This is a genomic window from Pectinatus sottacetonis, from assembly GCF_015732155.1.
Lineage (GTDB): Bacteria > Bacillota > Negativicutes > Selenomonadales > Selenomonadaceae > Pectinatus > Pectinatus sottacetonis.
The window spans coordinates 708,095-724,623 of the sequence record NZ_WIQK01000001.1 but is presented as its reverse complement, the minus strand read 5'-3'; the positions used below and the strand labels follow the sequence as shown (position 1 = coordinate 724,623).

Genomic DNA, 16,529 nt, shown 5'->3' with positions numbered 1-16,529 from the left:
ATGAACTTAAGAAAAATATTTTTGCTGTTGCCATTGTTTATAGTTGTTTTTAGTTTTAGTAATGTTTATGCGGCAGCAGCTGATGATAATAATATAAAAGTTGATATAGTTACTTCAGGACGTCTGCCTGTGCTTATAAAAAATAGAATGGAAAGAAGTGTAACAGTTATTGCCGATCAGCTGATGAGTGGAAAACAATTTGCTGATATCACAGATAAAAAAATTCAGTATGAGAATATAATAAAAGATGTCTTTGATAAAATTCTTATTGGTTATACGGTGAGTAATGTAAATATTTATTTTGATAAGAGTAATGTATATGTTACAATAAACTTACTTCCATGGAATGATGTTATAACGAATGTAGATGTGGATATTAAGACCGATGGTGTTTCGGCGGATATAGCCAATTTGGCAATAAGTGACATACAGGGGGTTGATGAATTATTTAAGAATAATTTGTGCGGACTTCCTGTTGATGCAGTGGATTGGACAAATGGAGTATTGAAACGCAGCCTGGATGACTTTATGAAAATACATCTGCCGGAATTTCGGGCGGACTTTGAAATGACTCCTGGTATAAATACGAAGATCACTATTACCATTTACCCACGAATGCCGGTTGTGCGGAACATTGATTTAAAAATGCGTTCATCATCTATGCCTAATATTTATTTATTACAGGAACGTTTATATTTTCAAGAGCAGACTAATATTTTATTAGGCGTGCCAGTAGATTTTGTAGAAAGGCATAAAAAGTATTTTGCCGTTCGACTAACAAAAACACTTGATAAACAAAAAGCCTTTTCTATGGTTAAGATGCATACGACAGTTGATATAGAACCAGGTGAAAAGACATATATCACTACTCATTCAGATACTGATAGGTATAATATAAATCTGGAAGGTTGGGTCGATTTTGGTCGCAATAATGATAATGACTCAATTTATCGGGCACATTTGGGAAAAAATATAAATAAAAAGAATGAAGTTTTCAGTGAAGTGTTTTTTAAACCGCAGGATGCTGTAGTAAAATGGGCAGTAGGCTATGATTATCATTTTAACGATCAATGGAAGCTGGGCGGAAGATATTTTTTTAGGGATGGGATAAAAACTATTGATGTTCAGAGAAAATTTAACAATCGCTGGCAGGGACGATTTAATTATCTTCTGACAAAGGATTCGTGGGAAACGGCAATTCGTTATCGTATACATGATTTTGTGGGTTTAGAATATATATGGCAGAATCTTGATAATAGGGAAAGTAAATGGATACGTTTAATTGGTACTTTTTGAGGCTGCTTGAATAAAAAAAATTTGTTTGATATAATTATTTTGTTTATATAAAATATACGTTTATAATTAAGAGGAGATTTATTTAATGATTAATTTTGAAAAAAAACAAATTAAAATTATAAGTTTTGTTATTGCAGCTGTATTTGTTCTTAGTATAGCAGCTATTGGTATTTCACAGTATGATTCAGGAATTGCTTCAGCAGCGTCTTCTTCCAATGTAGGCATTGTTGATTATCGCCAGCTTATTTCCAGTTCACCTCAATTGGCGGCAGCACGTCAGCAAATGCAGACTGAACAGAAAAAAGCTGAAGAAGATTTTAAAGCTAAAGCAGCTAATATGGATGATAAACAAAAAAGTGAATATGCCTTAAAAATTCGTGAAGATATGATGAAAAAACAAAAAGAATTATTGAATCCTATAGTTGAAACAGTAAAAGCCAATGTACAATCGGTGGCTGATGCTAAGGGTTTAGCTGTAGTCCTTGATAAAAGCAGCGTAATATATGGTGGGCAGGATATTACTCAGGATGTTTTAAACAAAATGCAGAAAAGTAAATGATAATGTATTATTTTACTGAAATTACCGAGCCTTTGTGCTCGGTAATTTTCTCAAGAGGTGAGTTCTACGAATAAACAGCAGTACCGGAAGAAAAAAAATATTATTTTAGGAACAGCTATAATTATTATTGCCTGTATAATATTGTTTTTTATTATTAAACATTTTTATAAACCGGCTGCTGTCCATAATCCACCAATACTTTATGCAGCTGGTGTTATAGATATAAATAAAGTGATAAAAGTTCATCCCCGCTATGAGGAATTTCTCAAACTGCAAAGTGAACGAGTGTCTCTGGAAAGTAAAATAGATGCACTATCAGGCAATATGAATGATTTAGCAAAAACTTTCAATAGTCGTGATAAAGTGGTGAATGAGTCTTTTCTTAACTTTACGCAACAAAGAGAAAATATGAGAAATCATATTGCATATAAAGTTTTGCAAAATAAAATGACTGATAAGGAAAAAGAATTACGTCAGCAAGTAGCGGGACAGAAATCGGCTGATATAAAAAAAATAAGTGACAACTATAAGACTGATATATTTAACTGTACATTAAAACTAGATAATGCTGATAATTTGCGGTTAACTTACGATCAAATAATAGAAATTAAAACACAATTGACTGCTTTAAAAAAAGAGCAGGCAGAAAAGATCCATACCGTGAATATGAAATATGAAATGTATATAAAAAATCAACTAGATGCCTATTATGCTGAGCAGATAAAGCAATTTAGAGCTAAATTGGCAGCGGAAAATGACAATGATAGACAGTTAGCAGATAAAAAATTATTAGAATTTAAGGCTAAAAGGGATGAAATATTAAATCAACAAGCTGCCCAGATGAATACCCAAAAGAAGGATATTCTGAAAGTACAGCATGACTTAATGAATAAAAATGATGAGATTAATGCCTTGAAAGAGACAATGATAAATGATATAAGGGTAAAAGTGGCTAAAATAGCTGTAAATGATCATTTAAATATTGTATTTATTAACCAGGATAGTTTAGATGATGAGGCAATAGAAAGCATGGATGATTATTTAAAAAGACAAGTCGTGAAGGGAGCATCTACACAGGATATTACAGATGCTGTTGTAAAAGAATTTAGAAATGCAGATTAAAGCTAATAGGAGGATATGGTTTTGAATCAGAAAATGAGAAAAGTTTTAATAATAGTAGCTGTTACAATTGCTGCATGTTTTGTATTAACTGGGTGTTCTAATAATGCTAAAATAGGCTATGTTGATTTGGAACGGGTATCGAATGAAAGTCCGCAAATAAAAAATATAAATAAAAATTTTGAAAATGAATATAAAACTGTCAGTAAACAAATGGAAGATTTGATGCAGAAACAAGGAAGTATGCCAAAGGATGAGTATACTAAAGAAGTAGGAAGTTTGCGACGTAAAGCATATGGCATACAGCAAAAATATACGGTGCAGCGGCAGAATTTAATGAATAAGGTATTAGCTGAAATTGTAAAGGAAAAAGGTCTGTCTGCTGTAACGGTAAAATCGTCTGTAGGACTTGATCCTGAAGATGCTTCAGGAAATGCAGCTACTGTTGATGGTGTTGTGGTACAAGGCGGAATAGATATAACGGATGAAGTTATACAGAAATTACATTAAAAAGGGGCAGTTTAGGCAATGGAAAAAACATTAGGGGAATTAGCAAGATTTGTCGGCGGCAGATTATCAGGAGATCCGTCAATTATAGTAAAGGGTGTAGCTAATATTGCGTCTGCGGGTTCTTGCGATATTACATTTGCAGTAGAGCCACATGTAGAAAAAGCAAAAAAATGTAATGCTGCAGCTGTTATTTTATCTAATGAAATTAAGAATTTCCCATTGCCGGCAATTTTTGTCAAAAATCCGCGTGAAGTTTTTATAAAGTTAATTAAAATTTTTACACCTCCTTTAAAAATAAAAAAAGAAATAAGTAAACAGGCATTTATTGGAACTAATGTAGTTATTGGTAAAAATACAGCTATAATGCCATTTGCAGTTGTTGATGATAATGCTGTAATAGAAGATAATGTCGTATTATATCCGCATGTTTACATAGGACAGTATGCACAAATTGGCAGCGATAGTATATTGTATTCTAATGTTACTGTAAGAGAATTTTGTGAAATCGGGAAGAATGTTATACTGCATAGCTCGGCTGTAATTGGTTCTGATGGATTTGGTTTTGTTACAGAAAATGGGATACATGAAAAGGTACCACAGGTTGGAAATGTTGTAGTGGAAGACAATGTGGAGATAGGAGCCCATACGGCAGTTGATAGGGCCGCTATGGGATCTACGTATATCCGTAAGGGAACTAAAATTGACAATCTTGTACATATAGGTCATAGTTGTGATATTGGAGAAAATACATTGATCGTAGCGCAAACGGGAATATCAGGTTCTACAAGGGTCGGGCATAATGTTACTTTTGGTGGACAGAATGGAATTGTTGGACATATAGATATAGGGGCAAATTCAATATTTGCAGCACGTTCTGGTGTTATAAATAATGTGCCTAAAGGATCATTTTATGCAGGTTTTCCGGCAAGGCCGCATCAGGAATGGTTAAGGATAATAGCAGCTTCATCACATACGCCGGAAATTTTGAAAGAAATAAAAAAAATTAAGCGTCAGCTGGAAAATAAATAAAGTTTATTTTCCAAAAGCGGTTGTCGCATGTAGACACTTTTATTCATAAATATGCAATATACCATGTTTTTCTAGTATTAGAAAAAAGAAATTCGCGTAGCAATGGTTGATTGTATTATCATGAAATTAGTGTTACTTGTGCGGCAGCCTCTTTTTTAATTTTTTGTGGGGAGAATTCCCCCACTTCTAAAGTGGTTGGATGAATCACCACGGTTTTAATATTGCAAGTATAATTTTTTCATGCTATTATATTATCAGTCGAAATGATTGGAGAATTTTTATAATGAGGGAATTACAGCATAATTCACATTCAGTTTTTCTGATGTATTACCATCTCGTTTTGGTTGTAAAATATCGTCGCAAGGTAATTAATGATGATATTTCTGGGAGACTTAGAGGAATATTTGACTACATTAGTCCAAAATATGGAATTACTATAGATGAATGGAATCATGATAAAGATCATGTTCATATCATGTTTACAGCACAGCCCAAAAGCGAACTTAGTAAATTTATTAATGCATATAAAAGTGCAAGTAGCAGACTAATAAAAAAAGAATATCCACAAATTCGTAAAAGTCTCTGGCAGGAACGTTTTTGGAATCAAAGTTTTTGCTTATTCACAACAGGCGGTGTTCCTATTGAAGTGATAAAGAGATATATTGAAGAACAAGGTAGTAAAAATTAAGCAGGAGGTAAGGCTATGAACAAGGCATATAAATTTCGTATATATCCTAATACTGAGCAAAGTGTTATGATTGCAAAAACTTTTGGCTGCACACGTTTTATTTACAATAGAATGCTTAGTGATAGAATAGAACATTACAAAACAACTAAGCAAAGACTGAAAAACACGCCTGCACAATATAAAGCAGAATTTATTTGTCTCAAAGATGTTGATAGTCTTGTCCTCGCCAATGCTTTGAATGTGGTGTATTCAGGAGAGGTGTAATGCAAAAAAAATTTGTTGTGATTTTATTAGTGCTTGTGGGAATTATGGTAAATTGCGATATAACTAAGGCAGCACCTACAACTTATGGCCCTACTGGTCTTATTGATGTACCATCTGCTGATGTAATGCGTAGTAATCAAATGGAAATAGGTTATTATCATTTGAATACGGCTGCTTATGAAGTTATAGCAGTTCCTCTGTTTCGCAGTTTTGAAATGAGTGGGGCGGTACGTGATGAAAATAATATTCATACATTAAAGACATTTAATTTGAAATACAGCCTGGAGCAGGAAGGTGTTTTTACCCCGGGAATCGCTATGGGGGTTGATGATATAGCTGACAATGATAATACTGCAGCTTATTTGGTATTGAGCAAGGCACTTCCTTTTGGTTTGAGAATTCATACAGGAATTGGGACAATGCGTTATAAACATGGGTTTGCAGGTTTAGAAACAAGACTTATTCCCTTGTCAAAAGGAGGAGAATTTCCTGATTTATCCTTTATGGTGGAACATATTGACAAAAAAACTTCGTATGGTTTTCGCCTGGCAACAGCAAAGGGATTACAATTTACGGCAGGTTGGCGTGACAAAAAATCTTTTTGGGGGATCACATATACAGTACCGTGACTATCAAAACATAAGAAGAAATTATTTTGCGGCATTATATATTTGTGCTGGCAAAGTTAAGTGTATCACAGAGAGAATGTACAGTGTAAATTATAGTTATCTTTCTAAATTTAACAAGTAAAAAAGCTTGCAGTTAAAGATGATGTCTTGTAGAATATAATAAGATATGGCAGGAGGATTTTTATGTGTTATCAAATAACGCTGGCACGAGAAGTGATTTGTGAGGGAATAGGCCTTCATTCAGGCAAATTATCTAAAATAAAGCTTTTACCAGCACCAGAAGATACGGGAATTATTTTTGTAAGAACAGATCTGGCAGGATGTCCGCAGATAGAAGCTGTTGCAGAAAATGTAACGACAACGCTTAGAGCTACTACAATCAGCAATGGACAGGCTCAGGTTTTTACTATCGAACATTTAATGTCGGCATTGCATGTTTGTAAAATTGACAATTGTCGTATTGAAATGAGTAGTGAGGAGCCTCCAGTTGAAGATGGTTGCTCGGCTATTTTTTTTGCAGCTTTGCAAAAAGCTGGGCAAAAAAAACAACAGAAGAAACGCAAAGAGATAGTTATAGATAAAGTTTATCGAATAGATGATAGGGAAAAGTTTGTTGTTGCTCTACCATATGATGGTTTCAGAGTGAGTTTTACATCGCTTAATGAGCATCCACTGATAGGAATCCAGTATGCTGATTTCACAATTAATAAAACTACATATGAGAAAGAAATTGCACCAGCTCGGACAATTGCTTATGAAAAAGAAATAGAACAGTTGCGCTCTATGGGCCTGGGACTAGGTGGCAGTCTGGAAAACGTAATTGTCTATAATGATAAAGGCTGGATAAATAAATTGCGTTTTGATAATGAGCTTGTTAGGCATAAGATACTTGATATTATTGGTGATCTGAGATTAACCGGTGGAATAGTCAAGGGTCATTTTATTGCAGTCAAATCAGGTCATAAACTTAATACAGCGTTAGCAGGACTTATTAGAAGGAATGTCAATACATAGACATTTAGCATTGGAGGAAAAGAAATGATAGATATAAATGAAATTCAAAAAGTGTTACCACATCGTCCGCCTTTTTTACTTGTGGACCGCATATTAGAAGTAGTTCCTTTTAAGAGTGCTACTGGAATAAAAAACATTACTATGGGCGAAGCTCAATTTAGAGGTCATTTTCCAGGACATCCGATAATGCCAGGAGTTCTTATTCTTGAAGCAATGGCTCAAGTTGGTGGTTTTGCGATGCTTTATCCAGAAGAAAATCGGGGGAAGTTGGCTTTTTTTGGCGGCATGGAAAATGTAAAATTTAAGGTACCGGTAGTTCCTGGAGATCAACTTGTTATGAAGGCTGAACTTATGCGTGTTAGGGGAGATTTTGGCAAAATTCATGCCGAAGCTTTTGTAGAGAAAAAACTTGTAGCACAGGGAGATTTTACATTTGCTTTAAAAAATGTGAAAGATGCTGATAAATAGTGATATTATAGATATAAATGCTCAGAAAACATTTAATATCGTTTATTTTTACGTTTTTTAAGCATAAATGAAGGGTGGAATATTTTTCCTCATGTGGATTTTATCCATAGAAAAGACGTGTTACTAATTAAGAGACGTCAGCGAGGAGTGGGATTATGAATGCAGAAAATAAAGTGATTGCATATATACATCCAACCGCTGTTATAGATCCCCATGCGAAAATTGGTAAAGATGTTCAAATAGGGCCATATGCAGTAATTGATGGAAATGTTGAAATCGGTGATGGGACAAAAATAATGTCGCATGCGCTTATAACAGGTTGGACGGGCATTGGTAAGAACTGTATAATTTATCCGGGAGCAGTTGTAGGTACGGAACCGCAGGATTTAAAATTTAAAGGTGAAAAATCATATGTTTTTATTGGTGACAGAACTACTGTAAGAGAATGTGCAACTATTCACCGAGGCTGTGGTCCTGAAAGTGAAACACGCATAGGTAATGATTGTCTGCTTATGGCTTATACTCATGTAGCGCATAACTGTCTTGTTGGCAATAATGTTATTATGGCTAATTCAGCGATGATTGCAGGTCATGTGGTAGTAGAAGACAGAGTTGTTATCGGAGGAATAACAGGTGTACACCAATTTGTACGCATAGGACGCAATGCGATGATTGGTGGAGCTTCGAAATTAGTTCAGGACGTTGTGCCATATACTATTGTTGACGGACATCCGGCCAAAGTCAGTGGATTAAATAATGTTGGCATTTCACGTGCGGGTATTTCAATTGAGGTAAGGCGCAATATAAAAAAAGCATATAAAATATTATATCGTTCGGGTCTCAGTTTATCACAAGCAATAGAAGTAATAGAGCAGGATGTTGATTCTTGTGAGGAAATAGAACATTTTTTACGATTTTTACGAAATGCAGAACGTGGTATCTGCCGCAGTCGTAGGGAAAGTATTGAATAAAAGGGGATTTTTATGGAGTCTATAGGGTTATTGGCCGGAATTGGCAGGTTACCGGTAGAACTTGCAGTTGCAGCCCGTCAGGCAGGATTTAGGGTTTTTGCTGTTGCGCTGCTTGACGATGTTGATAAAGAGCTGGAACATGTTGTAGAAAAATTTGCTAGAATAAATGTAGCTAAGTTAGATGAAATTATAACATTTTTTAAAAAAAACGATATAAAAAAGGTAACAATGATCGGAAAAGTTACTAAGGAATTATTATTTAATGGGCAGCATGAACAGCTGGATACACGAATGCTTAAGCTGCTGGCTGGTGCTAGAGATAAAAGTGATGATACTTTGATGTTGAAATTCGTTGGAGAATTGGCAGCAGAAGGGATTGAAACCTTAGATCAGACAATTTTGTTAAAACATTTTATGCCGAATGAGGGAATTTTATCAGCAAGAAAACCTTCTGAGGAAGAAATGGAAGATATCCGATTGGGTTTTTTTATGGCAAAGAAATTGGGTGACCTTGATGTAGGGCAGACCGTAGTGATAAAAAATAAAGCGGTTATGGCTTTGGAAGCCATTGAAGGCACGGATGCATGCATTAAACGCGGTGGAGTTCTAGCAGGAAAAGATGGTGGAGCCGTCGTTGTAAAAGTTGCAAAACCAAATCAGGATAATCGTTTTGATGTGCCGGTTATAGGTGTAAATACTATAGAAGTTATGATTAAAGTTAAGGCAAAGGTGCTAGCGGTTGAAGCTGGGAAAACGCTTATAGTTGATAGGCAGAAAGTAATTTCCTTAGTAAATGAAAACGATATGATAATAGCAGTAATATAATAAATGGGCGCGGCGGATTTTCAAAAATGAATTATCCTCGCGTCTTTTTCTGCCTGATAATATTCTAATTGGCTAAAAAGATTTATATGGTGAATATTATACGGAAATGAAACCACGTTTGAATTAATGTAATGGTAAGTATGGAGCGTTTATTTAATGCATAAGATTATGTTTTCAGCCGGTGAAGTGTCAGGAGATATGCATGGGGCTAATTTAGCTGAGGCATTAAAAAAAATTGAACCTGATATAAAGCTTGTTGGTTTTGGCGGTAACAAGATGGAAAAAGCTGGTGTCAGATTAATTGCCAATATGGCCCAATATAGTGTAATGGGTTTTTATGAAGTGTTGGTAAATTTACGTAAAATGATTAAATTACGTGATAAGTTAGGCCGTTTCATGGAAAAAGAGAGACCAGATATATTGGTATTAATAGATTATCCTGATTTCAATTGGCGGTTGGCACCTATAGCAAAAAAATTAAATATTCCTGTTTTTTCTTATATTCCCCCGTCAGCGTGGGCTTGGCGCAGAAGCCGAGCTAAAAAAGTGGCAGTATTAGCAGATAAGATTGCGTCTATTTTTCCCTTTGAAATAGATGTTTATAAGGAAAATGGTGCAGATATAGAATTTGTGGGCAATCCTTTGATAGAAACTGTAAAACCGTCCTTAAAGCCAGAAAATATTAATGAATATTTTTCCCTGGATAATGGGGAAAATAATATTTTACTTTTGCCGGGAAGTCGTAAACAGGAAATAAAGGCAATTTTTCCGGTAATGCTGCAGGCAGCAGAATTATTTCAAAAACGGCATCCACTGACGAAATTTCATTTAGTAATTGCACAGGGAATTGAAGAAGAGCAGTTAAAAAAAATTGCTAGTAGATATACTTTAAATATAGCCTATCATAAAGATCATCTTTATGACTTAATGTATGGATGTGATATGGCGTTTGCGACATCAGGAACAGTTGTTTTGGAGGCAGGTTTGATGGAATTGCCGACAATAGTTTTATATCGAATGTCTTTTCTTACGTATTGTATAGCCAAGGTAGCTGTTAATATAAAATATTTTAGTCTTCCTAATATTTTGGCGCAAAAACAGGTTATGCCGGAACTACTTCAATATAAGGTAACTCCAGCTAATATTGTGATACATGCAGAAAAAATATTACAAAATGGCGGTGAAAATATAAAAAAAGAATTACGTAAAATAAAAATGAATTTAGGGAGGCCGGGTGTATCAAGACGCGTGGCTGAGTTAATAATAAAAACAGCAGATAAAAATAAGCTGATGAATGGGAATAAAACATGAAAAATTATAAAAGACTTTTATTATTTATAAAACCATATATCCCCCGTCTATTATTGGCAGTAGTATGTATAATGTTGGCAGCTGCGGCCAATTTATATGTCCCATGGATAATAAAAGACCTTATAGATAAGGTCTTGGCAGAAAAAGATATGGTAACACTTAATATATTGGGAGTAGGTATTATTATTGTCTTTTTTTTCCGGGGAATATTTTATTATGGACAAACATACCTAGTATCTTATGTAGCAGAACGAGTCATTATAGATATAAGAGAAGTTCTTTATAAAAAATTTCAGGAATTTCAACTTGCTTATTATGAGAACAAACAAACCGGAACAATTATGAGTTATATAACTAATGATGTAGCGGCACTGCAAGTTGCGCTTGTTGATAGCCTGATAGATATGGTTACAGAATTGTCGATATTTATAGGTTCTATAGCAATGATGCTTTATCTTGATTGGAAACTGACACTTATCACAATAATAGTAGTGCCATTAATTGGGCAGGCCATGAAGATTTTTGGACGCAAGCTTAAGGCCAGTGGTGTGGTGGTTCAGGAACGTACAGCGGATATAACTTCATTATTGCAGGAAACTATTTCAGCAGTGCGAGTTATAAAGTCATTTGTGCGTGAAGATTATGAAATAGAGCGTTTTAAAAGACAAAACTACTTAAATTTCCGGGCAAATATGAAAAGTGTACAATTAATGTCGTTATTAACACCAATTGTTGAATTTTTGGCAGCGGTTATTGTAACTCTTATTTTATGGTTTGGGGGATATCAAGTTGTCCATGGCAATTTGACAGCAGGTTCATTAATAGCTTTTTTAACGTATGCCGTAAATTTAGCTAATCCGGTAAAACGGATCAGCCGTGTTTTTGGGACAGTACAAAAAGCTATGGCTGCTGCTGATCGAGTCTTTGGTGTATTGGATACAGAAGAAAAAATCAAGGATAAACCAGGGGCAGTTGTTCTTCCCGATGTGGCTGGGGCAGTAGAGTTTAAAGATGTTTGTTTTGAATATAATACAGGGCATCCTATAATTAACAATTTGTCGCTTAGTGTAAAACCGGGGCAGGTAGTAGCTATAGTAGGTCCAAGTGGTGCGGGTAAGACGACCATTGTCAATTTGATTCCACGGTTTTATGATGTTACATCAGGATCTGTTAAGGTTGATAATATTGATGTGCGTGATGTAAAAATTAATTCGTTACGGGCGCAAATTGGTATAGTTCCGCAAGAAACAATGCTATTCAGTGATACTGTAATGCATAATATTCGTTATGGCAGGCTAGAAGCAGCAGATGAAGAAGTTATTGCTGCTGCAAAGGCAGCAAATGCACATGATTTTATTTTGGAATTAAAAGATGGTTATGAAACTAAAATTGGAGAAAGGGGAGTTATGCTGTCAGGAGGGCAACGGCAACGTATTGCCATTGCCCGTGCGATCTTAAAAAATCCACGAATATTGATATTGGATGAAGCTACATCAGCTCTCGACACAGAAAGTGAAGAATTAGTACAGGATGCTCTTGATAAATTAATGGTCGGGCGGACTTCTTTTGTTATAGCACATCGTTTATCTACTATTTTACAGGCAGATAATATAATAGTTATGGAAAGCGGTAAAATGGTTGAATCGGGAACGCATAAAGAGCTATTGGCTCAAAATGGATTGTATAGTCACTTATATAACATACAATTTAATGATAAAAAATCTAGGCAGGTGTGATTTGATTTATGCAGATACTATATGATGTTGTAGTTGTATTACTCATAATTATACTGATGCCGTATTTTTTCGTACGATTGATAAGAGAAAAGGGATTTTGGCGGCGGATAAAACAGAGCTTTGGTTTTTTGCCGAAACATGCACTGGATAAGGTGGCAGGAAAAAATTGTATCTGGGTACACGCAGCATCTGTAGGAGAGATAGTTGCTACGAGTCCTTTAATACGCGAATTTCGCCGGGAATTTCCCCATACACCTATATTAATATCTGTTGTCACATGTTCAGGTTATACAATGGCTAACCGTATTATAAAAGATGCTGACAGTATAATATATTTCCCCTTGGATTTGCCATTTTTAGCGGCAAATACAGTTAAAAAAATACGACCACGTATATTTTTACCGGTAGAAACAGAGCTTTGGCCAAATCTGTTAAAGGCAGCACGCAAGTACAATGTAGCAGTAATGATGGTAAATGGCAGAATAAGTGATAAAAGTGTAAAACGTTATCAGTACATGTTTAGTTTGCTTACTGATATGATTGGGACAGTAAACAAATTTGCTATGCAGTCTGATATTGATGCTTCCTATATAATGCGACTGGGAGCAGATCCCAAACTGGTAGCTGTAACAGGAAATACCAAATTTGACCAGACATATACCAATGTTTCTTCTAAAGAAAAGCAGATCCTTATAGATGAAATGGGGCTTAGCAGGGCCAGTGGAATTGTTATTGCTGGAAGTACCCATAAAGGCGAAGAAAAATTTGTACTTGATGCTTTTGCTGGATTACGGCAGGAATTCCCCGATGTTAAATTGATTATTGCGCCGCGTAAAATACTGCGTAAGGATGATGTCAGGACAATATGTGAGCAACATGGATTAAAGACAGCCTTCCGCACTGAATTAAAAAATAGAAAATCTTCAGAACACGATGTATTAATTTTAGATACTATAGGTGAGCTGGGACGGATATATAGTGTCGGTGATGTTATTTATGTTGGCGGTAGCCTTGTTCCGCATGGTGGGCACAATATATTAGAACCGGCTGCCCATGGTAAGGCTATAATCGTAGGCAGAAATATGTTTAATTTTAAGGACACATATATGTTGTTTAAAAATAATAACGCGTGTATTACCGTAAAAAATACGGCTGAACTTACTAGGGCAATGATTGATTTGTTCAGGCAGCCGGAGCTTCGGCATGATATGGAAGCGGCAAGCCTAAAAATAATTCATGATAATCAGGGAGCTTCTAGGCGTTCAGCTGTAATTTTGCGTGAAGTTCTGACGGAATTAGGCGATAATCCTAAGATGGTTGCAATTCAGTCGACGGAGGCAATAGAAAACTTTCAAACATATTTATTTGAGCTGGCGCATGGAAAAAGGAAAAAAACTTTTTTTGGTTATCTGTTGTTATTTATTTTACAGATATTTTCCTTTATATATGAAAAACTGGTTAATTTTAAATTGTGGCTTTATCGCTGCAATTTTTTACGGCAAAAAAAGATTGATTGTTATGTTATAAGCATTGGTAATATAACGGTGGGAGGAACGGGCAAAACCCCAACTTCACAGAGGCTGGCTAAGGAAATAAGTGGAATGGGCTATAAAGTAGCTATTTTAAATAGAGGATATAGGGCGAAATGGCGCGGTGATGTAGGTGTGGTTTCTAATGGGAAAAAATTACTGATGACAGCAGCGCAGGCTGGTGATGAAGCTTACTTACTGGCTAAAAATTTACCGGATGTCCCCGTATTGATTGGTGCCGATCGGTCTTTGACAGGTCGATATGCAATTGAGAATTTTGGTATAGAAATTGCTATTTTGGATGATGGATATCAACACTGGCAGTTAAAGAGAGACTTAGATATATTGCTGGTTGATTCGATAAATATTTTTGATAATGGATATGTTTTACCACGGGGAACCTTGCGTGAATCGCTTACTCATTTAGATCGGGCCGATATATGTTTATTGACTAAGGTGGATCAGGCAGCACCGCATTCGTGTGAATATATCAGGAATACACTGGCACAGAATAATAATCATGCACTGGTGGTGGAAAGTATTCATAATCCGCGGGGCTTTGTGGAAATTGGTGATTGGCTAGCTAATATCGGTTGTAGTGGAAAGGAAGTAACAGAATTGGCTGGAGCTAAAATAATAGCTGTTTCAGCTATTGGCAATCCGGCATCTTTAGAACAGACTTTGCAGAGTATCGGAGCCGTGATTGTGGAAAGTATTCGTTTCCCTGATCACCATGATTACACATCGGCTGAAATTACGGAAGTAATGGAACAGGCTAAAAAACGTGGCGCGGAGGCAATAGTAATAACTGATAAGGATGCAGTGAAATTTCCTCGGGAGATTGTAGAGCAAAAACGCAGAATTCCTATTTATATAATATGTATAGAAATAAGATTTAAAAAGGGCGCAGAAGAATTCGAAAAGTATTTGCGTAATCATCTGCCGCCTGCAAAAAAAGCTAAGTCTTGATAGGAGGGCAGGATTAATGAAGATTATTTGTATAATACCGGCAAGATATGCGTCAACACGGTTGCCGGGTAAGCCTTTAGCAGATGTGGCAGGTAAACCGCTTATTGTCAGGGTATATGAGCAGGCTGTAAAAGCGATGGTACCGGAACAGTTTATCGTGGCTGTAGATGATAAACGGGTTTATGATGCAGTAATAAATGCAGGCGGTAAGGCAGTTATGACACGGGCTGATCATCTTACAGGGACGGATCGTCTGGCAGAAGCAGCAATGCATTATCCGGATGCTGATGTTATAGTCAATATCCAGGGAGATGAACCGCTTATAGATCCAGCCCTCATAGATGAATTAGGGAAACTGTTTTTGGAAAATGATGCACTTGATATGGCAACGGTAAAAACACCAATGCTGGAAGAAGAAAAAACGAAACCAGGCAATGTAAAAGTTATTACGGATAAAAATGATTATGCAATATATTTTTCCCGTTCTTTAATACCTTATCCTCGTAATGATACAGGTGTTAAGGTCTATAAGCACATTGGAATATATGCGTATAGAAGAGATTTTTTATTTAAGTATGCTCAAATGCAACCTACGCCCTTGGAAAAGACGGAATCACTTGAACAATTACGGGCAATTGAAAATGGTTATAAAATAAAGGTTATAACTTCGCCAAAACGTTTTATTGGTGTAGATACACTGGAAGATTTATTAAAAGTAAATGAATATTACCAGAAAAGGAGATTATGAATGAATAATATTAAGATAGGTAATTTTGAAGTAGGTTCAGGAAATCCACTGATACTTATTGCCGGACCATGTGTACTTGAAGGTTATGAAAGAAGTCTTTATATTGGTAAGAGAGCAAAAGAAATAGCACAAAAATTAGGTATACCATATATTTTTAAAGCTTCATTTGATAAGGCTAATCGTTCTTCGTATAAAGGTTTTCGCGGCCCGGGATTGAAAGAGGGATTGGCTATAATAAAAAGAATAAAAAAAGAATTAAAGGTACCAGTGATAAGTGATGTACACACAGAAGAACAGGTAGAGCCAGCTGCACAGGTGCTTGATATAATTCAAATCCCAGCATTTTTATGTCGTCAGACAGATTTATTATATACTGCTGCAAAAAGTGGTAAAATAGTAAATGTAAAAAAAGGTCAGTTTATGGCACCTAAGGATATGAAGAATGTTGTGGAAAAAATAGAAAGTGCTGGCAGCCATAAAATAATGCTAACAGAAAGAGGCGCTTCTTTTGGTTATAATAATCTAGTAGTGGATATGCGTGCGTTTCCAATAATGCGATCTTTTGGTTATCCTGTTATTTTTGATGCAACACACAGCGTACAGTTGCCTGGTGGAGGCGGTACATGTTCAACCGGAAATCGTGAATATGTAGAATATTTAACGAGAGCTGCTGTAGGAGCAGGCATTGATGGTTTATTTATGGAAGTACATGATAAACCAGAAGAAGCTTTATCAGATGGGCCAAACATGGTTCGACTGGATGATTTATCAGTAATATTAGAAGATGCCTTGGCAATTCATAATATAGTAAAAAAACATTTTTGATACTATTGGTAGTTAGTATAGACAATTTAAGAAAATATT

The 16,529-nt window shown here is 35.7% G+C and carries 17 protein-coding genes; all 17 read left to right on the top strand.

Features of this window, described 5'->3' with window-relative positions; genetic code table 11:
- Nucleotides 1–1,296, top strand: coding sequence for an ABC transporter permease (locus I6760_RS03380; protein ID WP_196593089.1), 1,296 nt, complete (start codon nt 1–3; stop codon nt 1,294–1,296).
- An 85-nt stretch (nt 1,297–1,381) separates the two neighbouring features.
- Nucleotides 1,382–1,855, top strand: a complete 474-nt coding sequence (locus tag I6760_RS03375) for an OmpH family outer membrane protein (protein ID WP_196593088.1) — start codon at nt 1,382–1,384, stop codon at nt 1,853–1,855.
- Nucleotides 1,856–1,912: 57 nt separating this feature from the next.
- Nucleotides 1,913–2,977 carry a coiled-coil domain-containing protein gene (locus I6760_RS03370; protein WP_196593087.1) on the top strand — a complete coding sequence of 355 codons (1,065 nt, stop codon included), beginning with the start codon at nt 1,913–1,915 and terminating at the stop codon, nt 2,975–2,977.
- 21 nt (nt 2,978–2,998) lie between these two features.
- Nucleotides 2,999–3,484: an OmpH family outer membrane protein gene (locus tag I6760_RS03365; protein ID WP_196593086.1), complete on the top strand. Its 486-nt coding sequence runs from the start codon at nt 2,999–3,001 to the stop codon at nt 3,482–3,484.
- A gap of 18 nt (nt 3,485–3,502) precedes the next feature.
- Nucleotides 3,503–4,513, top strand: coding sequence for a UDP-3-O-(3-hydroxymyristoyl)glucosamine N-acyltransferase (lpxD, locus tag I6760_RS03360; protein ID WP_196593085.1), 1,011 nt, complete (start codon nt 3,503–3,505; stop codon nt 4,511–4,513).
- Nucleotides 4,514–4,796: 283 nt separating this feature from the next.
- Nucleotides 4,797–5,201: an IS200/IS605 family transposase gene (gene tnpA / locus I6760_RS03355; protein ID WP_196593084.1), complete on the top strand. Its 405-nt coding sequence runs from the start codon at nt 4,797–4,799 to the stop codon at nt 5,199–5,201.
- 15 nt (nt 5,202–5,216) lie between these two features.
- Nucleotides 5,217–5,465: a helix-turn-helix domain-containing protein gene (locus tag I6760_RS03350; RefSeq protein ID WP_196593083.1), complete on the top strand. Its 249-nt coding sequence runs from the start codon at nt 5,217–5,219 to the stop codon at nt 5,463–5,465.
- Nucleotides 5,465–6,094, top strand: coding sequence for a YjbH domain-containing protein (locus I6760_RS03345; RefSeq protein WP_196593082.1), 630 nt, complete (start codon nt 5,465–5,467; stop codon nt 6,092–6,094). The genes I6760_RS03350 and I6760_RS03345 overlap by 1 nt, the downstream gene beginning before the upstream one ends.
- Before the next feature lie 183 nt (nt 6,095–6,277).
- Nucleotides 6,278–7,108: a UDP-3-O-acyl-N-acetylglucosamine deacetylase gene (gene lpxC, locus I6760_RS03340; RefSeq protein WP_196593081.1), complete on the top strand. Its 831-nt coding sequence runs from the start codon at nt 6,278–6,280 to the stop codon at nt 7,106–7,108.
- A gap of 24 nt (nt 7,109–7,132) precedes the next feature.
- Nucleotides 7,133–7,576, top strand: coding sequence for a 3-hydroxyacyl-ACP dehydratase FabZ (gene fabZ / locus I6760_RS03335; RefSeq protein ID WP_196593080.1), 444 nt, complete (start codon nt 7,133–7,135; stop codon nt 7,574–7,576).
- Between the two features lie 155 nt (nt 7,577–7,731).
- Nucleotides 7,732–8,547: an acyl-ACP--UDP-N-acetylglucosamine O-acyltransferase gene (lpxA, locus tag I6760_RS03330; RefSeq protein WP_196593079.1), complete on the top strand. Its 816-nt coding sequence runs from the start codon at nt 7,732–7,734 to the stop codon at nt 8,545–8,547.
- Between the two features lie 12 nt (nt 8,548–8,559).
- A complete protein-coding gene (locus I6760_RS03325) occupies nt 8,560–9,372 on the top strand; it encodes an LpxI family protein (protein ID WP_196593078.1) in 813 nt (270 codons plus the stop codon).
- 156 nt (nt 9,373–9,528) lie between these two features.
- On the top strand, nt 9,529–10,683 hold the full coding sequence (lpxB, locus tag I6760_RS03320; protein WP_196593077.1) for a lipid-A-disaccharide synthase: 1,155 nt from the start codon (nt 9,529–9,531) through the stop codon (nt 10,681–10,683).
- On the top strand, nt 10,680–12,419 hold the full coding sequence (locus I6760_RS03315) for an ABC transporter ATP-binding protein (protein WP_196593076.1): 1,740 nt from the start codon (nt 10,680–10,682) through the stop codon (nt 12,417–12,419). Before lpxB ends, I6760_RS03315 begins: the two co-directional genes overlap by 4 nt.
- An 8-nt stretch (nt 12,420–12,427) precedes the next feature.
- Nucleotides 12,428–14,917, top strand: coding sequence for a tetraacyldisaccharide 4'-kinase (gene lpxK / locus I6760_RS03310; RefSeq protein ID WP_196593075.1), 2,490 nt, complete (start codon nt 12,428–12,430; stop codon nt 14,915–14,917).
- A gap of 16 nt (nt 14,918–14,933) precedes the next feature.
- A complete protein-coding gene (gene kdsB / locus I6760_RS03305) occupies nt 14,934–15,665 on the top strand; it encodes a 3-deoxy-manno-octulosonate cytidylyltransferase (RefSeq protein ID WP_196593074.1) in 732 nt (243 codons plus the stop codon).
- Nucleotides 15,666–16,490 (top strand): 3-deoxy-8-phosphooctulonate synthase, encoded by an 825-nt coding sequence (gene kdsA, locus I6760_RS03300; RefSeq protein WP_196593073.1) that lies wholly within the window; start codon nt 15,666–15,668, stop codon nt 16,488–16,490. It begins immediately after the preceding gene.
- Nucleotides 16,491–16,529: the final 39 nt, after the last annotated feature.

Bases quoted from the DNA above. Each gene is read 5' to 3' on its own strand.
- I6760_RS03325 (WP_196593078.1), top strand. From the start codon at position 8,560: ATGGAGTCTATAGGGTTATTGGCCGGAATTGGCAGGTTACCGGTAGAA.
- I6760_RS03380 (WP_196593089.1), top strand. From the start codon at position 1: ATGAACTTAAGAAAAATATTTTTGCTGTTGCCATTGTTTATAGTTGTT.
- tnpA (WP_196593084.1), top strand. From the start codon at position 4,797: ATGAGGGAATTACAGCATAATTCACATTCAGTTTTTCTGATGTATTAC.
- lpxK (WP_196593075.1), top strand. From the start codon at position 12,428: ATGCAGATACTATATGATGTTGTAGTTGTATTACTCATAATTATACTG.
- lpxB (WP_196593077.1), top strand. From the start codon at position 9,529: ATGCATAAGATTATGTTTTCAGCCGGTGAAGTGTCAGGAGATATGCAT.
- kdsB (WP_196593074.1), top strand. From the start codon at position 14,934: ATGAAGATTATTTGTATAATACCGGCAAGATATGCGTCAACACGGTTG.
- I6760_RS03350 (WP_196593083.1), top strand. From the start codon at position 5,217: ATGAACAAGGCATATAAATTTCGTATATATCCTAATACTGAGCAAAGT.
- lpxC (WP_196593081.1), top strand. From the start codon at position 6,278: ATGTGTTATCAAATAACGCTGGCACGAGAAGTGATTTGTGAGGGAATA.
- lpxD (WP_196593085.1), top strand. From the start codon at position 3,503: ATGGAAAAAACATTAGGGGAATTAGCAAGATTTGTCGGCGGCAGATTA.
- I6760_RS03345 (WP_196593082.1), top strand. From the start codon at position 5,465: ATGCAAAAAAAATTTGTTGTGATTTTATTAGTGCTTGTGGGAATTATG.
- lpxA (WP_196593079.1), top strand. From the start codon at position 7,732: ATGAATGCAGAAAATAAAGTGATTGCATATATACATCCAACCGCTGTT.
- I6760_RS03315 (WP_196593076.1), top strand. From the start codon at position 10,680: ATGAAAAATTATAAAAGACTTTTATTATTTATAAAACCATATATCCCC.
- kdsA (WP_196593073.1), top strand. From the start codon at position 15,666: ATGAATAATATTAAGATAGGTAATTTTGAAGTAGGTTCAGGAAATCCA.
- I6760_RS03375 (WP_196593088.1), top strand. From the start codon at position 1,382: ATGATTAATTTTGAAAAAAAACAAATTAAAATTATAAGTTTTGTTATT.
- fabZ (WP_196593080.1), top strand. From the start codon at position 7,133: ATGATAGATATAAATGAAATTCAAAAAGTGTTACCACATCGTCCGCCT.